The following is an 18,585-nucleotide window of genomic DNA, read 5'->3' as shown; positions in this document are numbered from 1 at the left end:
TTACACCGGGATGTTGCCTGCAACGCGCACCGCACCGCTTCCGTCAACCGGACGCCGCGCACCCGCGCGCGTCACGAAACAGCGTTACGCCTGATCGAGTTCGAACGCCTTGTGCAGCGCGCGCACCGCCAGTTCCATGTACTTCTCGTCGATCAGCACCGAAATCTTGATTTCGGACGTCGAGATCATCTGGATGTTGATGCCCTCTTCCGACAGCGTGCGGAACATCTTGCTCGCGATGCCGACGTGCGAACGCATGCCGACGCCGACCACCGACACCTTCGACACCTTCGGATCGCCCTGCACCTTGTCGGCCTTCACGTGTTCCTTCACCTGGCCCGAGAGGATATCCATCGCGCGCTGATAGTCGCCGCGGCCGACCGTAAACGTGAAGTCGGTCTTGCCCTCGACGCTCTGGTTCTGGATGATCATGTCGACATCGATGTTCGCGTCCGCCACCGGGCCGAGGATCTGATACGCGATGCCCGGCTTGTCCGGCACGCCCATCACGATGATCCGAGCTTCGTCGCGCTGGAACGCGATACCCGAAATGACTGCTTTTTCCATGGTGTCGTCTTCTTCAAAAGTAATCAGGGTGCCGGAGGACATTTCCTCTTCGAGCGGCATCAGCGGATCGGTCAGGCTCGACAGCACGCGCGTCTTCACCTGGTACTTGCCCGCGAATTCGACCGAGCGGATCTGCAGCACCTTCGAGCCGAGGCTGGCCATTTCCAGCATCTCCTCGAACGTGATGCGATCGAGCCGGCGCGCCTCTTCGACCACGCGCGGATCGGTCGTGTAGACGCCGTCCACGTCCGTGTAGATCAGGCATTCGTCCGCCTTCAGCGCGGCCGCGACCGCGACCGCCGACGTGTCCGAGCCGCCGCGGCCCAGCGTCGTGATGTGGCCTTCCGGGTCGATGCCCTGGAAGCCGGTTATTACGACCACCTTGCCGGCGTCCAGATCGCGCAGCACGCGCTCGCCGTCGATGTCGCTGATGCGCGCCTTCGTGAACGCGCTGTCGGTCTTCACCGGAACCTGCCAGCCGGTGTAGCTGATCGCATCGACGCCGGCTTCCTGCAACGCGATCGACAGCAGGCCGACGCTCACCTGTTCGCCGGTGGACGCGATCATGTCGAGTTCGCGCGGGCTCGGCTGCGCGGAAATCTCTTTCGCGAGCCCGAGCAGACGATTGGTTTCGCCGGACATCGCCGACGGCACCACGACCAGCCGGTGGCCGGCCTTGTGCCATTTCGCGACGCGCCTGGCGACGTTCTTGATGCGCTCGACCGAGCCCATCGAAGTGCCGCCGTATTTGTGTACGATGAGTGCCATTGTCGTTCTGAACTGGAGATGTTACCGCGCTGGCGCACTGAGGACGGCGGCGCGACATACGTGACGTAACGCGACGGCGTGAGTGCAGCGCGTGCAGCACGCGCGGATTTGCCCGGGCGCCGCAATCGCGATCGATCGCGCACCGCCGCCCGCGAATGGCTGGATGACGCCCCCGAAACCGCCGGATACCGCCGGAAAGAAGAAATACGCCAAGCACAACGCGCGCCGCTCGTGACAGCAAGAAGCGGGCTGGACAAACCGGTTAACCTACCCGATCAAGACCGAATTGACAAGCTGAAATCGGCGTGCCACGCGCAAAAAACGCTTCTGCGCCAAGGATTTGCGCGGTTTACGCACGCGCGGCGCAGACCTGCCGCGACGTCGGCGAGCGGCGCGCGCTCACGCGATCAGCAGATCCTCGCGCCACTCGATGCGCCGCCAGCGCGTCGTTGCAGCCGTCGCAGCGTCGTCTTTCCCGAGTTCCAGCGCCGCCCGGTTCACGCCGATGCGCGGCACGAACAGCAGCGTGTCGCCGACGAACAGCAGCGGCACGTCACGCTCCCACGCGGGCACGCCGCGTTCCTGGAACAGGTTCTTCAGCGTGCGGCCGAGGCCGGCGGCCGGATCGCGCATGCGCTCGCCGCCGGTGCGCGCGCGCGCGACGAGCGGCGCGGACGTCAGCACCGCTTCGGGCGCCGCGTCGGGATCGTCCGCGTCGGACGGCGCGAACACGAACGTGCCGCGCCACTGCGGCACGCGCCAAACCTCCTGCCCTTGCCATGCCAGTTCGGCCGGCTCGCGCGACGCGTCGGGTACGGACGCATCGTCGTCCTGGTCGCCCCAGAACACGAGGCCGCGATAACTGCGCAAACGCCGCCCCGCATGATCGACGCGCAACCCGTGATCGCCGCCGACCTCGCGCACGTCGCGAAGCTGCCGCAACGCGTCGGCCAGGCGCGCGGCCGACGCCGCCGGCAGGCCGAGCCCGCGCATCCAGTAGCGAAGCAGGTTCAGTGCGCGCGCATCGTCGAGCGCCACCAGCGCGTCGTGCGACAGCGCACGACCGTCGTCGCGCGACGCGTCGAGCAGATCGATCTGCGCAAGTTCGTCGAGCAGTTGCTGCGCGCTGGCCGCATGAGCGGCCGTGCGCGCGAGCGCATCGCGAAAACCGGGGAAATGCGCGGCGAGCGCCGGCATCACGTCGTGCCGCAGCGCGTTGCGCGCGTAACGGACATCGGCGTTCGATTCGTCGTCGACCCAGTTCAATCCGCGTGCGGCCGCGTATTGCTCCAGTTGCACGCGCAACAGCCCGAGCAGCGGACGCACGCGCGGCACACCGCCCGCCATCGAACGCATCGGCGCCATCGCGGCGAGGCCCGCGAGGCCCGCGCCGCGCAGCAGTTGGAGCAAGACGGTTTCGGCCTGGTCGTCCGCGTGCTGCGCGAGCCACAGCGACTGCGCGCCGTGCGCCGCGCACATCGCGTCGAGCGCGCGATAACGCGCGTCGCGCGCGGCGGCTTCGACGCCCGCCGCGCCGTCGCGCGCGACGTCGACGCGACGAAAATCGAACGCGACGCCCAACGCGCGCGCGGTCGCGCCGCAATGCGCGAGCCATGCGTCGGCATTCGGGCTCAAGCCGTGATGCACGTGCAGCGCGACGCAGCGCGACGCGCCCGCGACCCGCACCGCCGCGTCGAGCAGCACCGACGAGTCGAGCCCGCCGCTATACGCGATCGCGATGCGGGCATCCGCGGGCAACGCGGACAGCGCAACGCCAAGCGCATCGACCACGATGCGCCCGGCGTCGGGTTCGGCGGGGGAAGTCACGGCATGAAGGCGCGAGCGCGCCGGCGGTGACGGAAAGCGCCGCGCGCTTATGCGCCCGGCGTCGTTTCCTTGAACTTGCCGTAGCTCATCAGGCGCTCCAGACGGCGTTCGCGCAGATCCTGCACGCTCATCCCCTGGAACTGACGCAGCGAGTCCGACAGCGCGCGGCGCAGCAACGCGGCCATGCCCTTCGGATCGCGATGCGCGCCGCCGAGCGGCTCGTTGATGATCTTGTCGATCAGCCCGAGCGCCTTCAGCCGGTGCGCCGTCAGGCCAAGCGCCTCGGCTGCTTCCGGCGCCTTCGCGGCGCTCTTCCACAGAATCGACGCGCAGCCTTCCGGCGAGATCACCGAGTAGGTCGAGAACTGCAGCATCAGCAGCGTATCCGCGACCGCGATCGCGAGCGCGCCGCCCGAGCCGCCCTCGCCGATCACCGTCGCGATGATCGGCGTCTTCAGCTCGGCCATCACGTACAGGTTGCGGCCGATCGCCTCCGACTGGCCGCGCTCTTCCGCGCCGATGCCCGGATACGCGCCCGGCGTGTCGATGAACGTGAAGATCGGCAAGCCGAATTTCTCGGCGAGGCGCATCAGGCGCTCGGCCTTCCGGTAGCCTTCCGGACGCGGCATCCCGAAGTTGCGCGCGGCGCGCTCCTTCGTGTCGCGGCCCTTCTGCTGGCCGATCACCATGCACGCCTGGCCGTTGAAGCGCGCGAGGCCGCCGACGATCGACAGGTCGTCCGCGAACGAGCGGTCGCCGTGCAGTTCGTGGAAGTCGGTGAACAGCTCGTGCACGTAGTCGAGCGTGTACGGACGTTGCGGATGACGCGCGATCTGCGACACCTGCCACGGCGTCAGGTTCGCATACAGGTCTTTCGTGAGCTGCTGGCTCTTCTTCGACAGCCGCTCGATCTCTTCCGAAATGTCGACGGCCGAATCGTCCTGGACGAAACGCAACTCTTCGATCTTGCCTTCGAGTTCCGCGATCGGCTGTTCGAAATCCAGAAAGGTCGTTTTCATGGGTGGGAATCCTTGCACTTACCGGGCAGCGCGTATTCTAACCGCGCCGGCCGATGTCAAAATCGGGGCGGAACTATCAATTTGAGATAACGATAGATACAACGATGAGCGCCGCATGTGCCGGCGGGGCGGCACACCGCTCCCGCCGGGGCGTCAGCCGCCGCCGACGCCGCGCCGGCGGGTCGTCCGGCTAGTCCTGCAGCGGTTCGAGGCTGCGCCACATGTACCAGGTCGCGACGGTGCGCCACGGCTCCCAGTTCGCGGCAACCTCGCGCGCCTCGCTGCGCGTGACCGGCTCGCCGCTGAAATAGTTGACGCTGATCGCGCGGATCAGCCCCAGATCGTCGAGCGGCAACACGTTCGGACGCGCGAGATTGAAGATCAGGAACATCTCGGCGGTCCAGCGGCCGATGCCGCGAATCTGCGTCAGCTCCGCGATCACGTCCTCGTCGTCCATCGACGTCCACTTGCCGACGTGCACCGCGCCGGACACGAAGTGCTGCGCGAGGTCGAGCAGGTATTCGGCCTTGCGCTTCGACAATCCGCACGCGACGAGCTTCTCGTGACCGAGCTTGATGAACTGCTGCGGCACGAGCTTCGGGCACGCGCTCTCGACGCGTTGCCACAGCGCCTGCGCGGCCGGCGCGGAAATCTGCTGGCCGACCACCGAGCGCGCGAGCGTGACGAACGGATCGTCGCGGCTCAACAGATGCACGGGACCGAACTTCGGAATCAGCTTCTTCAGGATGCGGTCGCGCTTCACGAGATCCGCGCATGCCTTGTCCCAATACGCGGGGCGCTGCACCTCGGGTTCGAGATCGACGAGCGGCGCGGACGCGATTGCATCCGCCGCGTCGATCGACGCGGGCAACGCCTCGGGCAGCGAGCGCAACGTTTGCGCATCGAGCACGCCGTCGACCGGCAATGTGCCGTTGCTTTTCGCCCGCGTGGTCTTCGGCGCGGCCGCGCGTTTGCGCGCGATCTTGTGCGCGCCGTCCGACGCGCCGTTCAGCACACGCTTCACGGGCGTCTTTTTTGCCGCGGTCGCGGTCTTTGCATTGCCGGCGTTCCTCGCCGTTTTTGCGGCGCCGCCGCTGCGCGCGTTCTTCGCCGCAGCCGCCGCGCCCGTTGGCGACGCAGGCCGCTTCGCCTGCGTCTTCGTGGCCGTTGCCATCCTGCCTCCTGCCTCGCGAATCGATCAGTAGAAACGGGATAGCCCGCTTAAACGCGGCGCCACTCGGTCAATCCGCCCGGTTTGTCTTCGAGCGCGACGCCGGCTTCGAGCAGTTCGGCCCGAATCCGGTCCGCCTCGGCATATTGCTTCGCCTGCTTCGCGGCCGTGCGCGCGGCGATCTGCGCTTCGATCGCGGCCGCGTCGAGCGCGCCTTCGGTCGCGGCGCCCGCCGCCTGCTGCAGGAACACGCGCGGCTCGCGCACGAGCAGCCCGATCACGCGCGCAAGACGCTGCAACTGACGCGCATGCGCGGCATCGCGCGTGCGGTTCACTTCGGTCGCCAGTTCGAACAGCACCGCGATCGCGACCGGCGTGTTGAAGTCGTCGTTCATCGCCGCGCGAAAACGCTGCGCGTACGGCTCGCTCCAGTCGAGTTCACCCGCGTCCGGCGTCACGTCCTTCAGCGCCGTGTAGAGACGCGTGAGCGCGTTGCGCGCATCGTCGATGTGCACGTCGCTGTAGTTCAGCGGCGAACGATAGTGTGCGCGCGCGATGAAGAAGCGCACGACTTCCGCATCGTACTGCGCGAGCACTTCGCGGATCGTGAAGAAGTTGCCGAGCGACTTCGACATCTTCTCATTGTCGATCTGCACGTAGCCGTTGTGCATCCAGTAGTTGACGAACGTTTGACCGGTCGCCCCTTCGCTCTGCGCGATCTCGTTCTCGTGGTGCGGGAATTGCAGGTCCTGGCCGCCGCCGTGAATGTCGAAATGATCGCCGAGCAGCGAGCAGCTCATCGCCGAGCATTCGATATGCCAGCCCGGCCGGCCGCGTCCGTACTTCGAGTCCCAGCCGGTGTCCGCCGGCTCGCCGGCCTTCGCCTGCTTCCACAGCACGAAGTCAAGCGGATCCTGCTTCGCATCGTTCGCCGCCACACGCTCGCCCGCGCGCAGGTCCTCGATCGACTTGCCCGACAGCGCGCCGTAGTGCGCGAACCTGCGCACCGCATAGTTCACGTCGCCGTCCGCGCCCTGGTACGCGTAACCGTTCGCTTCGAGCATTTCGATCATGCCGAGCATCTGCGGAATGAATTCCGTCGCGCGCGGCTCGTGATCGGGACGCTCGATGCCGAGCGCGTCCGCGTCCTCGTGAAGCGCGGCGATGAAGCGGTCGGTCAGCGACTTGATCGTCTCGCCGTTCTCGACAGCACGACGAATGATCTTGTCGTCGATGTCGGTGATGTTGCGCACATAAGTCACGCCGTAGCCGAGCGTGCGCAGCCAGCGCTGCACGATATCGAACACCACCATCACACGCGCATGGCCGACATGACAATAGTCGTACACCGTCATCCCGCACACGTACATCCGTACGACGCCGGGTTGCAAAGGCACGAAAGTTTGCTTGTCACGCGCGAGCGTGTTGTAGATGCGCAGTGATTCCATAGAACCGGGTGGATACGTGGACCGAGGATTTCCGTGTGCGTTGCCGGTGTGCCGCACCGGCCGCGACGACTGCGGCAGCGGCGCCGGCCGCAGCGGCCGGTGCATCGGCGCTCAGGCTGCGATCAGGACGGAGACGACCACGAGTGGCGAACAGAGAGCCCGCTGCCTTCGCGCGAGATGCGCAACGAAAACGCACGGACCTTTTGTTAGAATGGCTCGGAGTATAACACCCGACCTCGCCCTATGAAACCTTCCAGCGGCCGCGCGCACCGCGCTGCGACCCTTGCCGCGACGGCTCTCGCCAGCGTCGCGTTCGCACTCTGCGCCATGCCCGTCGCGCACGCCGCGCCGCCCGCGACCGCCGACGAAACGCCCGGCGCGGACGCCGCGATCGCGCGTCACGACTGGGCGCCGGCGCTCGAAGAACTCGACGCGCGCATCCAGTCGAACCCGCGCGACGTGCAGGCGAAGTTCAAGCGCGCGACGATCCTCGCGCGCCTCGGCCGCGACGACGATGCAATCGCGGCGTTCACCGAACTCACGCAGCTGTATCCGGAACTGCCCGAGCCGTACAACAATCTCGCCACGCTGCTCGCGAAGCACGGCCGTCTCGAAGACGCGCGCGTCGCGCTCGAAACGGCGACCCGCGCGAACCCGTCGTACGCGCTCGCGTTCGAGAACCTCGGCGACCTGTACCTGCGTCTCGCGGATGCATCGTACCGGCGCGCGATCGCGCTCGGCCGCGCCAGCGGGCCGACACAGCAGCGCCTCGCCGACCTGCAGAAGATCGTCGCGCCGTCGTCCGCCTCCGCGCGGCAGCCGGCTGCCGACGTCGCCGCACCTTCCGCCGTCCCCTCCGCGCCCGCGGCGGGCGGTTACACGAACCCCGGATCGCCGGACCTGGTGAACGGCACGCTGTTCCCGTTCGGCGGTCCGACCGGTTCGCTCGCGATGCCGCCGTACATGGCGCCGTCGCGCTAGCACCGCGGCCCGCCAGTCCGATCGCGGGCCACCCGTTTTTTTCGCTTCCGCTTTCCGAGGATATTCATGAAATGGTTGATGTTGGCGCTCGGCAGCGCCGCCCTGATCTCGAACGCACCCGCCTTTGCGCAGCCCGCCCAGCCGGTCGTCCATCCGGCCGTGCTGTTCAAGACGAGCGCCGGCGACATCCGCGTCGAGCTGTATCCGGAGAAGGCGCCGAAGACCGTTGACAACTTCCTCGCGTACGTGAAGTCTGGTCAGTACAACGGCACGATCTTCCATCGCGTGATTCGCGGCTTCATGATCCAGGGCGGCGGCTACACGACGAGCTTCGTCGAGAAGCCGACGCGCGCGCCGATCCCGCTCGAAAGCCGCAACGGGCTGAAGAACGCCACCGGCACGATCGCGATGGCGCGCACCAGCGATCCGAATTCCGCGACCGCGCAGTTCTTCATCAACACCGTCGACAACGCGGGCCTCGATTATCCGAACCCGGACGGCAACGGTTACGCGGTGTTCGGCAAGGTCACGCAGGGGATGGACGTCGTGAAGAAGATCGAGGCGACGCCGACCACCACGCGCGGCCCGATGGCCGACGTGCCGCAGCAGGAAGTCGTGATCCAGTCCGCGACCGTCGTCAGCAAGTAAGCAGGTAACGCGCTCCCGCGCCGGCGCGGCATCGACACGGAGGCCACGAGCCTCGCGCCGTCGCCGCCGCGCCTTTCACTCACTCCTCCCGCACAACGCAAGGATCCCATCATGGTCGAACTGCATACGAACCACGGCGTCATCAAGCTCGAACTCGACGCCGAAAAAGCCCCGAAGACGGTCGAGAACTTTTTGAACTACGTGAAGAAAGGCCACTACGACAACACCGTGTTCCATCGCGTGATCGACGGCTTCATGATCCAGGGCGGCGGCTTTGAGCCGGGCATGAAGCAGAAGCCGACCGACGAGCCGATCGACAACGAGGCGAACAACGGCCTGAAGAACGAAAAAGGCTCGATCGCGATGGCGCGCACGAACGACCCGCATTCGGCGACCGCCCAGTTCTTCATCAACGTGAACGACAACGACTTCCTGAACCACTCGTCGCCGACGCCGCAAGGCTGGGGTTATACGGTGTTCGGCAAGGTCGTCGACGGGCTCGACGTCGTCGAACGCATCAAGAAGGTGAAGACCGGCTCGAAGGGCTTCCATCAGGACGTGCCGGTGGACGACGTCGTGATCGAGAAGGCCGTCGTCGTCGAATAACGACGCACCGTCGATGCTGCAGGAAAAGGCACTGCGACACGCCGCTGCGGGCGTGCCCGGCGAGGGCAAGCGCCCGCACGCGGCACGCCCGTTCCTGTTCATCGCGGACCTGCATCTGAACGAACAGATTCCGCGCACGGTCGCCGCGTTCGAGCGTTTCGTCGCGGTCACCGCGGACCAGGCCGACTCGGTGTTCATCCTCGGCGACCTGTTCGAATACTGGATCGGCGACGACATGCTCGCCGATCCGTTCGTCGCGCGGATGGCGGCCGCGCTGCATACGCTCGGCGAACGCGGCATCGCGCTGTACATCATGCACGGCAACCGCGACTTCCTGCTGGGCAAGCGCTTCATGAAGGCGGCCGGCGCGATCTGGCTGCCGGACCCGATCGCGATCACCGCGTTCGGCACGCGCATCGCGCTCGCGCACGGTGACGCGCTGTGCACCGACGATCGCGGTTATCAGGTGTTCCGGCGGTTCGCGCGCAATCGCGCCGCGCAACTGCTGTTTCTCGCGTGGCCGTTCCGCTGGCGGCGCGCGCTCGCGGAGCGCATGCGCCGCGCGAGCGAAGCGGGCCGCGAGCGGCCGACGCTGCCGCGCTACGACGTGACGCCGAAGGGCGTCGCCGCGCTGTTCAGGCGCAGCCGCGCGGCCACGATGATCCACGGCCATACCCACCGGCCCGCGCAGCACCAGGAGCCCGGCGGCACGCGCTGGGTGCTGCCCGACTGGGACCTCGACCACGGCACGCCGCGCGGCGGTTATCTGCGGATCGATTCGGAAGGGTTCAGGATGCTGCCGCTCGATTGAGCGGACCGGCTTGGGTTGACGGTCGGGTTGACGCACCGCTCGTCCCATTACGGGAAAAACGGCGCCCAGCCTTTAAAAGCGGGCGCCGCGCTCCTCAAGCGAACACGACATCCTCACGCCAGGTCACGACGGACTCCGCCCGCCGTCGCGCGCTGCGACACTGCCTTCGAGCACCGCCGACAGCCGGCGCAAGTCGATCGGCGTCGCGCCTTCGCCATGCAGCGCATCGATGCGCGCACCCAGTTGCTCCAGCGCGGCCGCAATCGCGTCGACGCGCTGCGCCTGCGTCGCCGCGTGATCGATCAGGCCGTGGATCGCGAGCGACACCGGATCGTCCGCGTTCGGCGTGATCCCGTACGCGCAGAAGCCGTCGCGCCGCGCGTCGGCGGCGGTCTTGCCGCCTGCTTCGCCCGTGTCCCCCATGCCGCCCGCCGCCGGACGCGCGGCGACGATCACGCGCGCCGGATTGCCGACCGCGGTGCCGCCCGCCGGCACCGGCTTCACGACGACCGCGTTCGAGCCGATCTTCGCGTTCGCGCCGACCGTGAAGCTGCCGAGCACCTTCGCGCCCGCGCCGACGATCACGCCCGGACCGAGCGTCGGATGACGCTTCGCGCCGCGCGTGAGCGACGTGCCGCCGAGCGTCACGCCCTGGTAGATCGTGCAGTCGTCGCCGACCACGGCCGTCTCGCCGATCACGACGCCCATCCCGTGGTCGATGAACACGCGCCGGCCGACCGTCGCACCCGGATGGATCTCGATGCCGGTCAGAAAACGCGCGAGCTGCGACACGAAGCGCGCGAGCCAGCGGCGCTTCGCACGCCAGCACGCATGCGCGAGACGGTGCAGCACCAGCGCGTGCAGCCCCGGATAACAGGTCAGCACTTCCCAGGCGCTGCGGGCGGCGGGATCGCGCTCGCGGATCGTCGCGATGTCTTCACGAAGTCTGTCGAACATGGCTGTCCTGCGTGGGTCGGGGATGGCGGGAAGGAACGCGGGCGCACCGGTCGCGCGCACCGCTCCCGGCCGCTTTGCAGCGGCGCTGATTTGCTTGTGACGTTCGATGGATTGTAGGCGACGCGCGGGCCGCCGCCCCGATGCCCCCGACGGCGACGAGGTCGTCGGCGGACCGTCAGGTCAGCGGACGTCGCCGTCGCCCCTGCCCTTCAGCAGCAGGATGTGTTTCGCGATGCCGCGCACGATGTTGACCTCCTCGCGCTCCAGGCCCGAGCGCGAGAACATGCGGCGCAGCCGCGACATCAGCTTTTTCGGATTCGCGGGATCGAGGAATTCGAGTGCGATCAGCGCGTTTTCGAGGTGCACGAACATCCGTTCGATGTCCTCGCTCGCCGCAAGCGGCGTCGCGCCCATATCGGGCGCCACCGCGTCCGGCGCGCTGGCCGGCTGATCCAGATACGCGAGCCGCAGTTCGTACGCAAGCACCTGCACCGCCTGCGCGAGATTCAGCGAGCTGTACGCGGGATTGGCCGGAATGTGCGCGAGCGCGCTGCATCGTTCGACGTGCTCGTTCGACAGGCCGGTGCGCTCGTTGCCGAACACCAGCGCGATGTCGCCGTGCCGCACCTGGCGGCCCGCGTCGGACGCCGCTTCGCGCGGCGCGCGCGGCAGCGGCCCGTACTCGCGCGTGCGCGCGGTCAGCGCAAGCGACCATTGCACGCCCGCGAGCGCGTCCGCGAGCGTCGGCACCACATGCGCGCCGGCCAGCACGTCGTCCGCGCCGCTCGCCATCGCGATCGCCTCCGGATCGTTCTGCACCTGCGCGACGCGCGGCGCGACCAGCACGAGCCGCGAGAAGCCCATCGTCTTCAACGCGCGCGCCGCCGCGCCGACATTGCCGGGATGGCTCGGCTCGACGAGCACGAAGCGGGTCGACGTGAAACCGCCGCGCAACGGCTCGGGCGTATCGGCATGGGGGGCGACGGACGGGGAAACAGGCTGGACCAAGATGGATCTCGACGGACCGCGAACGGCGAAACGCATATGGTAGCGCGGGCCGGCCGTGCGGCGCACGCGCGGATGCGCAGCGCGTGCGGCCGCGCCGGATCGTGCGACGCGGCACGGTCGCAACGACACGCCGGCGCGCCAGGCAAGCGGCCGCCCGGACCGCGCGCGCAGACTCGGGTAAAATGGCGCTTTCGCGCGCGGCCCCGCCGCGATCCGTCCGGCCCGGCTCCGTTCGCTGCCGTCGCGACGCCGCCTTGCTGCACACAGCCGCGCCCCGCTCTTATTCAATTCGTCTCCGTTGACGGGACAGGAACGCGTCCACGCCGCCCTGACCGATCGTTGGACGCTTTTACGTTCTGCAACCCCGGCAGCCGCTCCGGCCGCCGGCAACAAGGATAGAGTCTCATGCATCCCATGCTCAACATCGCTGTCAAGGCCGCGCGCCGCGCCGGACAGATCATCAACCGCGCGTCGCTCGACCTCGACCTCGTGCAGGTGTCGAAGAAGCAGCACAACGATTTCGTCACGGAAGTGGACAAGGCGGCCGAAGCCGCGATCATCGACACGCTGAAGACCGCCTATCCCGACCACGCGATCCTCGCCGAAGAATCCGGCCGCTCGGACAACGAGTCCGAATACCAGTGGATCATCGACCCGCTCGACGGCACGACGAATTTCATCCACGGCTTCCAGTATTACTGCGTGTCGATCGCGCTCGCGCACAAGGGCATCGTCACCCAGGCGGTCGTCTACGACCCGACGCGCAACGACCTGTTCACCGCGTCGCGCGGCCGCGGCGCGTTCCTGAACGACCGCCGCATCCGCGTCGGCCGCCGCGACCGGCTCGCGGACGGCCTGATCGGCACTGGCTTCCCGTTCCGTGAGAAGGACGGCATCGAGGCGTACACGGCGCTCTTCACCGACATGACCAACGCGTGCGCGGGCCTGCGCCGTCCGGGCGCGGCCGCGCTCGACCTCGCGAACGTCGCGGCCGGCCGCATGGACGGCTTCTTCGAACAGGGCCTCAACCCGTGGGACGTCGCGGCGGGCGGCCTGCTCGTCACCGAGGCGGGCGGCCTGATCGGCAACTACACCGGCGACTCCGACTTCCTGCACGTCGGCGAAGTGGTCGCGGGCAATCCGAAGATCTACGCGCAGATGGTGCCGATCCTGTCGAAGTATTCGCACGTGAAGGCGGCCTGACGCCGCCCGACGCGGCTGCCGTCCGCGACAGCGTGCGGACGGTTCGCAGCGGCGATGCAAGGCGGCTTCGGCCGCCTTTTCGTTTCACTGCCCGTTTCACTGCGGACTTCACCGCGCCGCCGCGCCTGTTCCCGCTGGCCGCGCGCGGTTCGCCGCCGCGCCCCAACCGCCGCCGCCTTCGAGCACGATGAAGAAAGGCTTCCATACGATCATCGCCGCGCAGTTCGTGTCGTCGCTCGCCGACAACGCGCTGCTGATCGCCGCGATCGCGCTCCTGACGGTGATCCGCTCGGCCGCGTGGGTCACGCCGCTGCTGCAGATTTTCTTCACGGTGTCGTACGTCGTGCTGGCGCCGTTCGCCGGCGCGTTCGCGGACGCGCTGCAGAAGCGCCACGTGATGTTCGTGTCGAACGCGCTGAAGGCCGGCGGCTGCCTGCTGATGATCGCGGGCGTGCATCCGATGCTCGCGTATGGCGTCGTCGGCCTCGGCGCGGCCGCGTATTCGCCCGCGAAATACGGGATCCTGACCGAACTGCTGCCGGCCGAAAAACTCGTCGCCGCGAACGCGTGGCTCGAATCGGCGACCGTGCTGTCGACGATCGCCGGCACGATGCTCGGCGGCGCGCTGATCAGCCACTACGCGCAACGCTTCGTCGTGCGCATGCACGTGCCGCTGATCCACTCGGCCGCCGACCTCGCGATGCTCGCGGTGATGCTCACGTATGCGGCCGCCGCGCTCATCAACATCGGCATACCGGACACCGGCGCGCGTTATCCGAACCGTTTGACGCAACCGTCCGCGCTCGTCGGCGACTTCGTCCACTGCTTCAACGCGCTGTGGGCCGACCGGCTCGCGCAGATCGCGCTATGGGTCACGACGCTGATGTGGGGCGCGGCGGTCACGCTGCAACTGCTCGTGCTGAAGTGGGCCGACGCGAACCTCGGGCTGTCGCTGTCGAAGGCGGCCGTGATGCAGGGCGTGGCCGGGCTCGGCATCGCGCTCGGCGCGGGCGCGGCCGCCGCCTGGGTGTCGCTGCGCGGCTCGCTGCGGGTGCTGCCGGTCGGCGTCGCGACCGGCGTCATCGCGATCGCGATGGCGTTCTACGGCAAAGGGCTGTTCCCGGCCGGCGCCGCACTGCGCATCGGCCCGTATGCGCTGCCGCTCTACCTGCTGTTCGCGTATCCGCTGATGGTGCTGCTCGGCGCGCTGGCAGGTTTCTTCATCGTGCCGATGAACGCGCTGCTCCAGCATCGCGGCGCGACGCTGCTGTCGGCGGGCCACTCGATCGCCGTGCAGAACTTCAACCAGAACATCGCGGTGCTGCTGATGCTCGGCGCGTATGCGCTGCTGCTCACCGCGAAGGTGCCGGTGCAGTGGATCATCGTCTGGTTCGGGCTGTTCGTCAGTGCGATGATCGCGCTTGCGATGCGCCGCAGTGCGACCCATGCCCGCGCAGCGGACCTGCGTGCGATGATCGACGAATGACGGACTCGCCGCTGGCCGTGCGGCCAGCTTCACCGAAGCGCAACGCGGGTTAAACTCACGCCCTGAACCCTGGCAAGACACCGAGGATGGCTACACACACCGCCGGCGCGGGCGACATCGCGCAGCACACTCCCATGATGCAGCAGTACCTGCGCATCAAGGCCGATCATCCGGGCACGCTCGTGTTCTACCGGATGGGCGACTTCTATGAACTGTTCTTCGACGACGCGGAGAAAGCCGCGCGCCTGCTCGACCTGACGCTCACGCAGCGCGGCGCGTCGGCCGGCAATCCGATCAGGATGGCGGGCGTCCCGCATCACGCGGTCGAGCAGTATCTGGCGAAGCTCGTGAAGCTCGGCGAATCGGTGGCGATCTGCGAGCAGATCGGCGACCCGGCGACGTCGAAGGGACCGGTCGAACGCAAGGTCGTGCGCGTCGTCACGCCCGGCACGCTGACCGACGCGGCGCTGCTGTCGGACAAGAACGACGTTTATCTGATGGCGGTCTGCCCCGGCCATAATCGCCGCGGCGTCGCGGTGAACGTCGGGCTCGCGTGGCTGAACCTCGCGAGCGGCGGGCTGCGTCTCGCGGAAGTCGCGCCCGGGCAGGTCGCGGCCGCGTTCGAGCGGATTCGCCCGGCCGAAATTCTCGTCGCGGAGATGCCGGCCGAGTCGGCCGGCTGGACGCCGCCGACCGGCTTCGGCGCGCTGACGCGCGTGCCCGCGTGGCACTTCGACGTGACGTCCGGTACACAGCGGCTGCGCGACCAGCTGGACGTCGCGAGCCTCGACGGCTTCGGCGCGCAGACGCTGACGAGCGCATGCGGCGCGGCCGGCGCGCTGCTGCTTTATGCGGCCGCGACGCAGGGCCAGCAGTTGCGTCACGTGCGCAGCCTGAAGGTCGAATACGAGTCCGAGTACATCGGCCTCGATCCGGCGACGCGCCGCAATCTCGAACTGACGGAAACGCTGCGCGGCACCGACTCGCCGACGCTGTGCTCGCTGCTCGACACGTGCAGCACGACGATGGGCAGCCGCCTGCTGCGTCACTGGCTGCATCATCCGCCGCGCGACGCGTCGATCGCGCAGACGCGCCAGCAGGCGATCGGCGCGCTGCTCGAAGCGCCGCCGCCCGCGAACCTCGACGCGCTGCGCTCCGCACTGCGGCAGATCGCGGACGTGGAACGGATCACCGGCCGGCTCGCGCTGCTGTCCGCGCGGCCGCGCGATCTGTCGAGCCTGCGCGACACGTTCGTCGCGCTGCCCACGCTGCGCGACCAGGTCGCGGTAGCGAGCGGTGCAGCCGCGTCGCTCGCGCGGATCGGCGACGCGCTCGAACCGCCGGCCGCGTGCGTCGAACTGCTGCAACGCGCGGTCGCGCCGGAGCCGGCCGCGATGGTGCGCGACGGCGGCGTGATCGCGCGCGGCTACGACGCGGAACTCGACGAGTTGCGCGACATGTCGGAGAACTGCGGCCAGTTCCTGCTCGATCTCGAAACGCGCGAACGCACGCGCACCGGCATCGGCAACCTGCGCGTCGAGTTCAACAAGGTCCACGGTTTCTACATCGAAGTTACGCGCGGGCAGACGGACAAGGTGCCGGACGACTATCGGCGCCGTCAGACGCTGAAGAACGCGGAACGCTACATCACGCCGGAACTGAAGGCGTTCGAGGACAAGGCGCTGTCCGCGCAGGAACGCGCGCTGTCGCGCGAGCGCGCGCTGTACGACGCGCTGCTGCAGTCGCTGCTGCCGTTCATTCCGGACTGTCAGCGCGTCGCGACCGCGCTCGCCGAACTCGATCTGCTGGCCGCGTTCGCGGAACGCGCGCGCGCGCTCGACTGGAACGCGCCGACGTTTTCGGACACGGCCGGCATCGAGATCGAACAGGGACGTCACCCGGTCGTCGAGGCGCAGGTCGAGCAGTTCATCGCGAACGACTGCGTGCTGAACGGCGACCGCAAGCTGCTGCTGATCACCGGCCCGAACATGGGCGGTAAATCGACGTTCATGCGGCAGACCGCGTTGATCGCGCTGCTCGCCTACGTCGGCAGCTACGTGCCGGCGAAGCATGCGCGCTTCGGCCCGATCGACCGCATCTTCACGCGGATCGGCGCGGCCGACGACCTCGCGGGCGGCCGCTCGACGTTCATGGTCGAGATGACCGAGGCGGCAGCGATCCTGAACGACGCGACGCCGCAAAGCCTCGTGCTGATGGACGAGATCGGCCGCGGCACGTCGACGTTCGACGGCCTCGCGCTCGCATGGGCGATCGCGCGCCATCTGCTCGCGAGCAACGGCTGCCACACGCTGTTCGCAACGCACTACTTCGAGCTGACGCAACTGCCCGCCGAATTCCCACAGGCGGCGAACGTCCATCTGTCCGCGGTCGAGCACGGCCATGGGATCGTGTTCCTGCATGCGGTGGACGAAGGGCCGGCGAACCAGAGCTACGGCCTGCAGGTCGCGCAACTGGCCGGCGTGCCGGGCGCGGTGATCCGCGCGGCGCGCAAGCACCTCGTTTATCTCGAACAGCAGTCGGCCGGACAGCCGGCGCCGCAGCTCGACCTGTTCGCCGCGCCGGCCGACGCGCCGACGATCGTCGAGGACGCGCCGGAGCCGCAGGCCGATCCGGTGGCCGCGGCGGTCGCCGAACGGCTGCGCGCGCTGGACCCGAACGAGCTGCGTCCGCGCGAGGCGCTCGATCTGCTCTATGAACTGCACGAGCTGGCCACCGCGCGGAACGCGAAACACTGAGCGTCGCATCGCGACGCCGCCTCGGCTTCGTTGCCGCGGCGGTGTCGTGCTGCGCGCGTTAGCGGGCATATTCGGTATCGCGTTCGCATTCGCCGCCGCGCCGACGCGTTCGGCCCATGCGGCGGAATCCGCGCGGTTCGCGTTCGCGGTGATCGGCAATGCAATCGGCTCGCAGAACGACGAAGCAGCCGCGCAGAAACTGATCGACGCGATCGGCCGCGATCCGCGCATCTCGTTCGTCGTCTATGACGGCAATCTGAAGGCAGCCGGCGAGCCGTGCGGCGACGCGCTGTACGAGCGCCGCCATGCGCTGCTCGAAGCGTCGCGGCCCGCCCTGGTGTTCGTGCCGGGACAGCACGACTGGTCCACCTGCTCGTCGGCCGCATCGGGGGCCTACGATCCGGTCGAGCGGCTAGACCTGCTGCGGCAGACGATCTTCTCCGATCCGTCGTCGCTCGGACAGAACCCGTTGTCGCTGACGCGCGAAAGCGAAGTGCCGCGCTTCCGGCCGTATCGGGAGAACGTGCGCTGGCAGGCCGGCGACACGGTGTTCGTCGCGATGAACCTGCCGGACGGCAACAATCACTATCTGACGGCCGGCGGACGCAACGGCGAGTTCGAGGACCGCGTGATCGCGAACGGCTTCTGGCTCGAACACGCGGCCGAATACGCGAAGCGGCGCAATGCGCGCGCGATCGTGATCTTCGTGCAGGGGAATCCGTGGGCGACCGAGCGGCGCGAGCGGTCCGAACGTTTCGGATGGCTGCGTTTCGGCCATCGTCCGCGCGACGGCTACGTCGAGTTCAGGCGCAGCCTCGCGAAGCTCGCGCAGACGTTCGATGGACCGGTGCTGGTCGTCCACATGGACGACGCGAAACTGCCGCGCGGCTTCGAGATCGACCAGCCGCTGAAGAACGACAAGGGAGCGACGATCGCGAACGTGACGCGGATCGCGGTCGCGCTGCGCGACCCGGCCACGCAGTGGCTGCACGTGGATGCGGACATGGAGCGCCGGCCGCCGCTGCGGATCGGCGTGCGCGACGTACCGAAACGTTTGCCTCCGCTACCGCCGCAGGCGCAGCCGCCGCTATTGCCGCGCGACGGGGAAACGCCCGCGCTGCCGGACATGCCGGAAATCTCTTCGATGCCCAACGTGACGGAGGTGCCGCAGGGGGTGCCGGAAATGCTTCAGCAGCAGGCGGCGTCGGGTGGATTCGCGCCGCCGCAGCCCGCGTCACCGGCGACGCCGCCGGCTGGCGGTGCGGGCTACCTGCCGCAGCCCGCTGCGCCGGCGGGCGCCGGCGCGATGCACGGGAATTGATGGAACGC

General features: G+C 68.2%; 15 protein-coding genes. 8 read left to right on the top strand and 7 right to left on the bottom strand.

All coding sequences use genetic code 11. The features are described from left to right. Window positions 1–84: 84 nt before the first annotated feature. The 5 genes from BLV92_RS07870 to cysS all read right to left on the bottom strand — a co-directional run bounded on the left by BLV92_RS07870 (window position 85) and on the right by cysS (window position 6,800). Window positions 85–1,335 (bottom strand): aspartate kinase, encoded by a 1,251-nt coding sequence (locus tag BLV92_RS07870; RefSeq protein WP_090543799.1) that lies wholly within the window; start codon window positions 1,333–1,335, stop codon window positions 85–87. A 399-nt stretch (window positions 1,336–1,734) separates the two neighbouring features. Further along, the gene (gene tilS, locus BLV92_RS07865; RefSeq protein ID WP_090543797.1) at window positions 1,735–3,162 is read right to left on the bottom strand and encodes a tRNA lysidine(34) synthetase TilS; all 1,428 of its coding nucleotides are present in this window, start codon (window positions 3,160–3,162) and stop codon (window positions 1,735–1,737) included. 47 nt (window positions 3,163–3,209) lie between these two features. Beyond that, window positions 3,210–4,181, bottom strand: coding sequence for an acetyl-CoA carboxylase carboxyltransferase subunit alpha (locus tag BLV92_RS07860; protein WP_090543795.1), 972 nt, complete (start codon window positions 4,179–4,181; stop codon window positions 3,210–3,212). Window positions 4,182–4,371: 190 nt separating this feature from the next. After that, complete coding sequence (locus BLV92_RS07855; RefSeq protein ID WP_090543794.1) at window positions 4,372–5,355, bottom strand: DNA-3-methyladenine glycosylase family protein; 984 nt, start codon at window positions 5,353–5,355, stop codon at window positions 4,372–4,374. Between the two features lie 47 nt (window positions 5,356–5,402). Further along, window positions 5,403–6,800: a cysteine--tRNA ligase gene (cysS, locus tag BLV92_RS07850; RefSeq protein ID WP_090543792.1), complete on the bottom strand. Its 1,398-nt coding sequence runs from the start codon at window positions 6,798–6,800 to the stop codon at window positions 5,403–5,405. 243 nt (window positions 6,801–7,043) lie between these two features. On the opposite strand from cysS, the gene BLV92_RS07845 reads away from it, so the two are divergent. The 4 genes from BLV92_RS07845 (at window position 7,044) to BLV92_RS07830 (ending at window position 9,846) form a co-directional block, all read left to right on the top strand. Beyond that, window positions 7,044–7,781 carry a tetratricopeptide repeat protein gene (locus BLV92_RS07845; protein WP_090543790.1) on the top strand — a complete coding sequence of 246 codons (738 nt, stop codon included), beginning with the start codon at window positions 7,044–7,046 and terminating at the stop codon, window positions 7,779–7,781. Between the two features lie 66 nt (window positions 7,782–7,847). Beyond that, entirely contained in the window at window positions 7,848–8,429 is a 582-nt protein-coding gene (locus BLV92_RS07840) for a peptidylprolyl isomerase (RefSeq protein ID WP_090543788.1), read from the top strand. Window positions 8,430–8,540: 111 nt separating this feature from the next. Beyond that, complete coding sequence (locus BLV92_RS07835) at window positions 8,541–9,035, top strand: peptidylprolyl isomerase (protein ID WP_090543786.1); 495 nt, start codon at window positions 8,541–8,543, stop codon at window positions 9,033–9,035. Between the two features lie 13 nt (window positions 9,036–9,048). Then, window positions 9,049–9,846, top strand: coding sequence for a UDP-2,3-diacylglucosamine diphosphatase (locus BLV92_RS07830; RefSeq protein ID WP_090543784.1), 798 nt, complete (start codon window positions 9,049–9,051; stop codon window positions 9,844–9,846). A 123-nt stretch (window positions 9,847–9,969) separates the two neighbouring features. Here the strand turns inward: BLV92_RS07830 and cysE are convergent, their stop codons facing one another. Together cysE and BLV92_RS07820 are read right to left on the bottom strand one after the other, a co-directional pair. Continuing rightward, window positions 9,970–10,803 (bottom strand): serine O-acetyltransferase, encoded by an 834-nt coding sequence (gene cysE / locus BLV92_RS07825; protein ID WP_090543782.1) that lies wholly within the window; start codon window positions 10,801–10,803, stop codon window positions 9,970–9,972. Window positions 10,804–10,983: 180 nt separating this feature from the next. After that, entirely contained in the window at window positions 10,984–11,847 is an 864-nt protein-coding gene (locus BLV92_RS07820; RefSeq protein ID WP_090546916.1) for an RNA methyltransferase, read from the bottom strand. Window positions 11,848–12,216: 369 nt separating this feature from the next. Between BLV92_RS07820 and BLV92_RS07815 the strand changes: the two genes are divergently transcribed. From BLV92_RS07815 to BLV92_RS07800, 4 genes are all read left to right on the top strand, one after another. Beyond that, on the top strand, window positions 12,217–13,014 hold the full coding sequence (locus BLV92_RS07815; protein ID WP_090543780.1) for an inositol monophosphatase family protein: 798 nt from the start codon (window positions 12,217–12,219) through the stop codon (window positions 13,012–13,014). A 187-nt stretch (window positions 13,015–13,201) separates the two neighbouring features. Continuing rightward, complete coding sequence (lplT, locus tag BLV92_RS07810) at window positions 13,202–14,500, top strand: lysophospholipid transporter LplT (protein ID WP_090543778.1); 1,299 nt, start codon at window positions 13,202–13,204, stop codon at window positions 14,498–14,500. Between the two features lie 86 nt (window positions 14,501–14,586). Beyond that, window positions 14,587–17,256 carry a DNA mismatch repair protein MutS gene (gene mutS / locus BLV92_RS07805; RefSeq protein ID WP_090543776.1) on the top strand — a complete coding sequence of 890 codons (2,670 nt, stop codon included), beginning with the start codon at window positions 14,587–14,589 and terminating at the stop codon, window positions 17,254–17,256. Next, entirely contained in the window at window positions 17,213–18,577 is a 1,365-nt protein-coding gene (locus tag BLV92_RS07800; protein WP_373681829.1) for a hypothetical protein, read from the top strand. Before mutS ends, BLV92_RS07800 begins: the two co-directional genes overlap by 44 nt. The last annotated feature ends 8 nt before the right edge of the window (window positions 18,578–18,585 follow it).

The sequence above is a fragment of the Paraburkholderia caballeronis genome (genome assembly GCF_900104845.1).
Lineage (GTDB): Bacteria > Pseudomonadota > Gammaproteobacteria > Burkholderiales > Burkholderiaceae > Paraburkholderia > Paraburkholderia caballeronis.
Note: the sequence above shows the minus strand (reverse complement) of the source record. Positions and strands in the feature narration are given on the sequence as shown.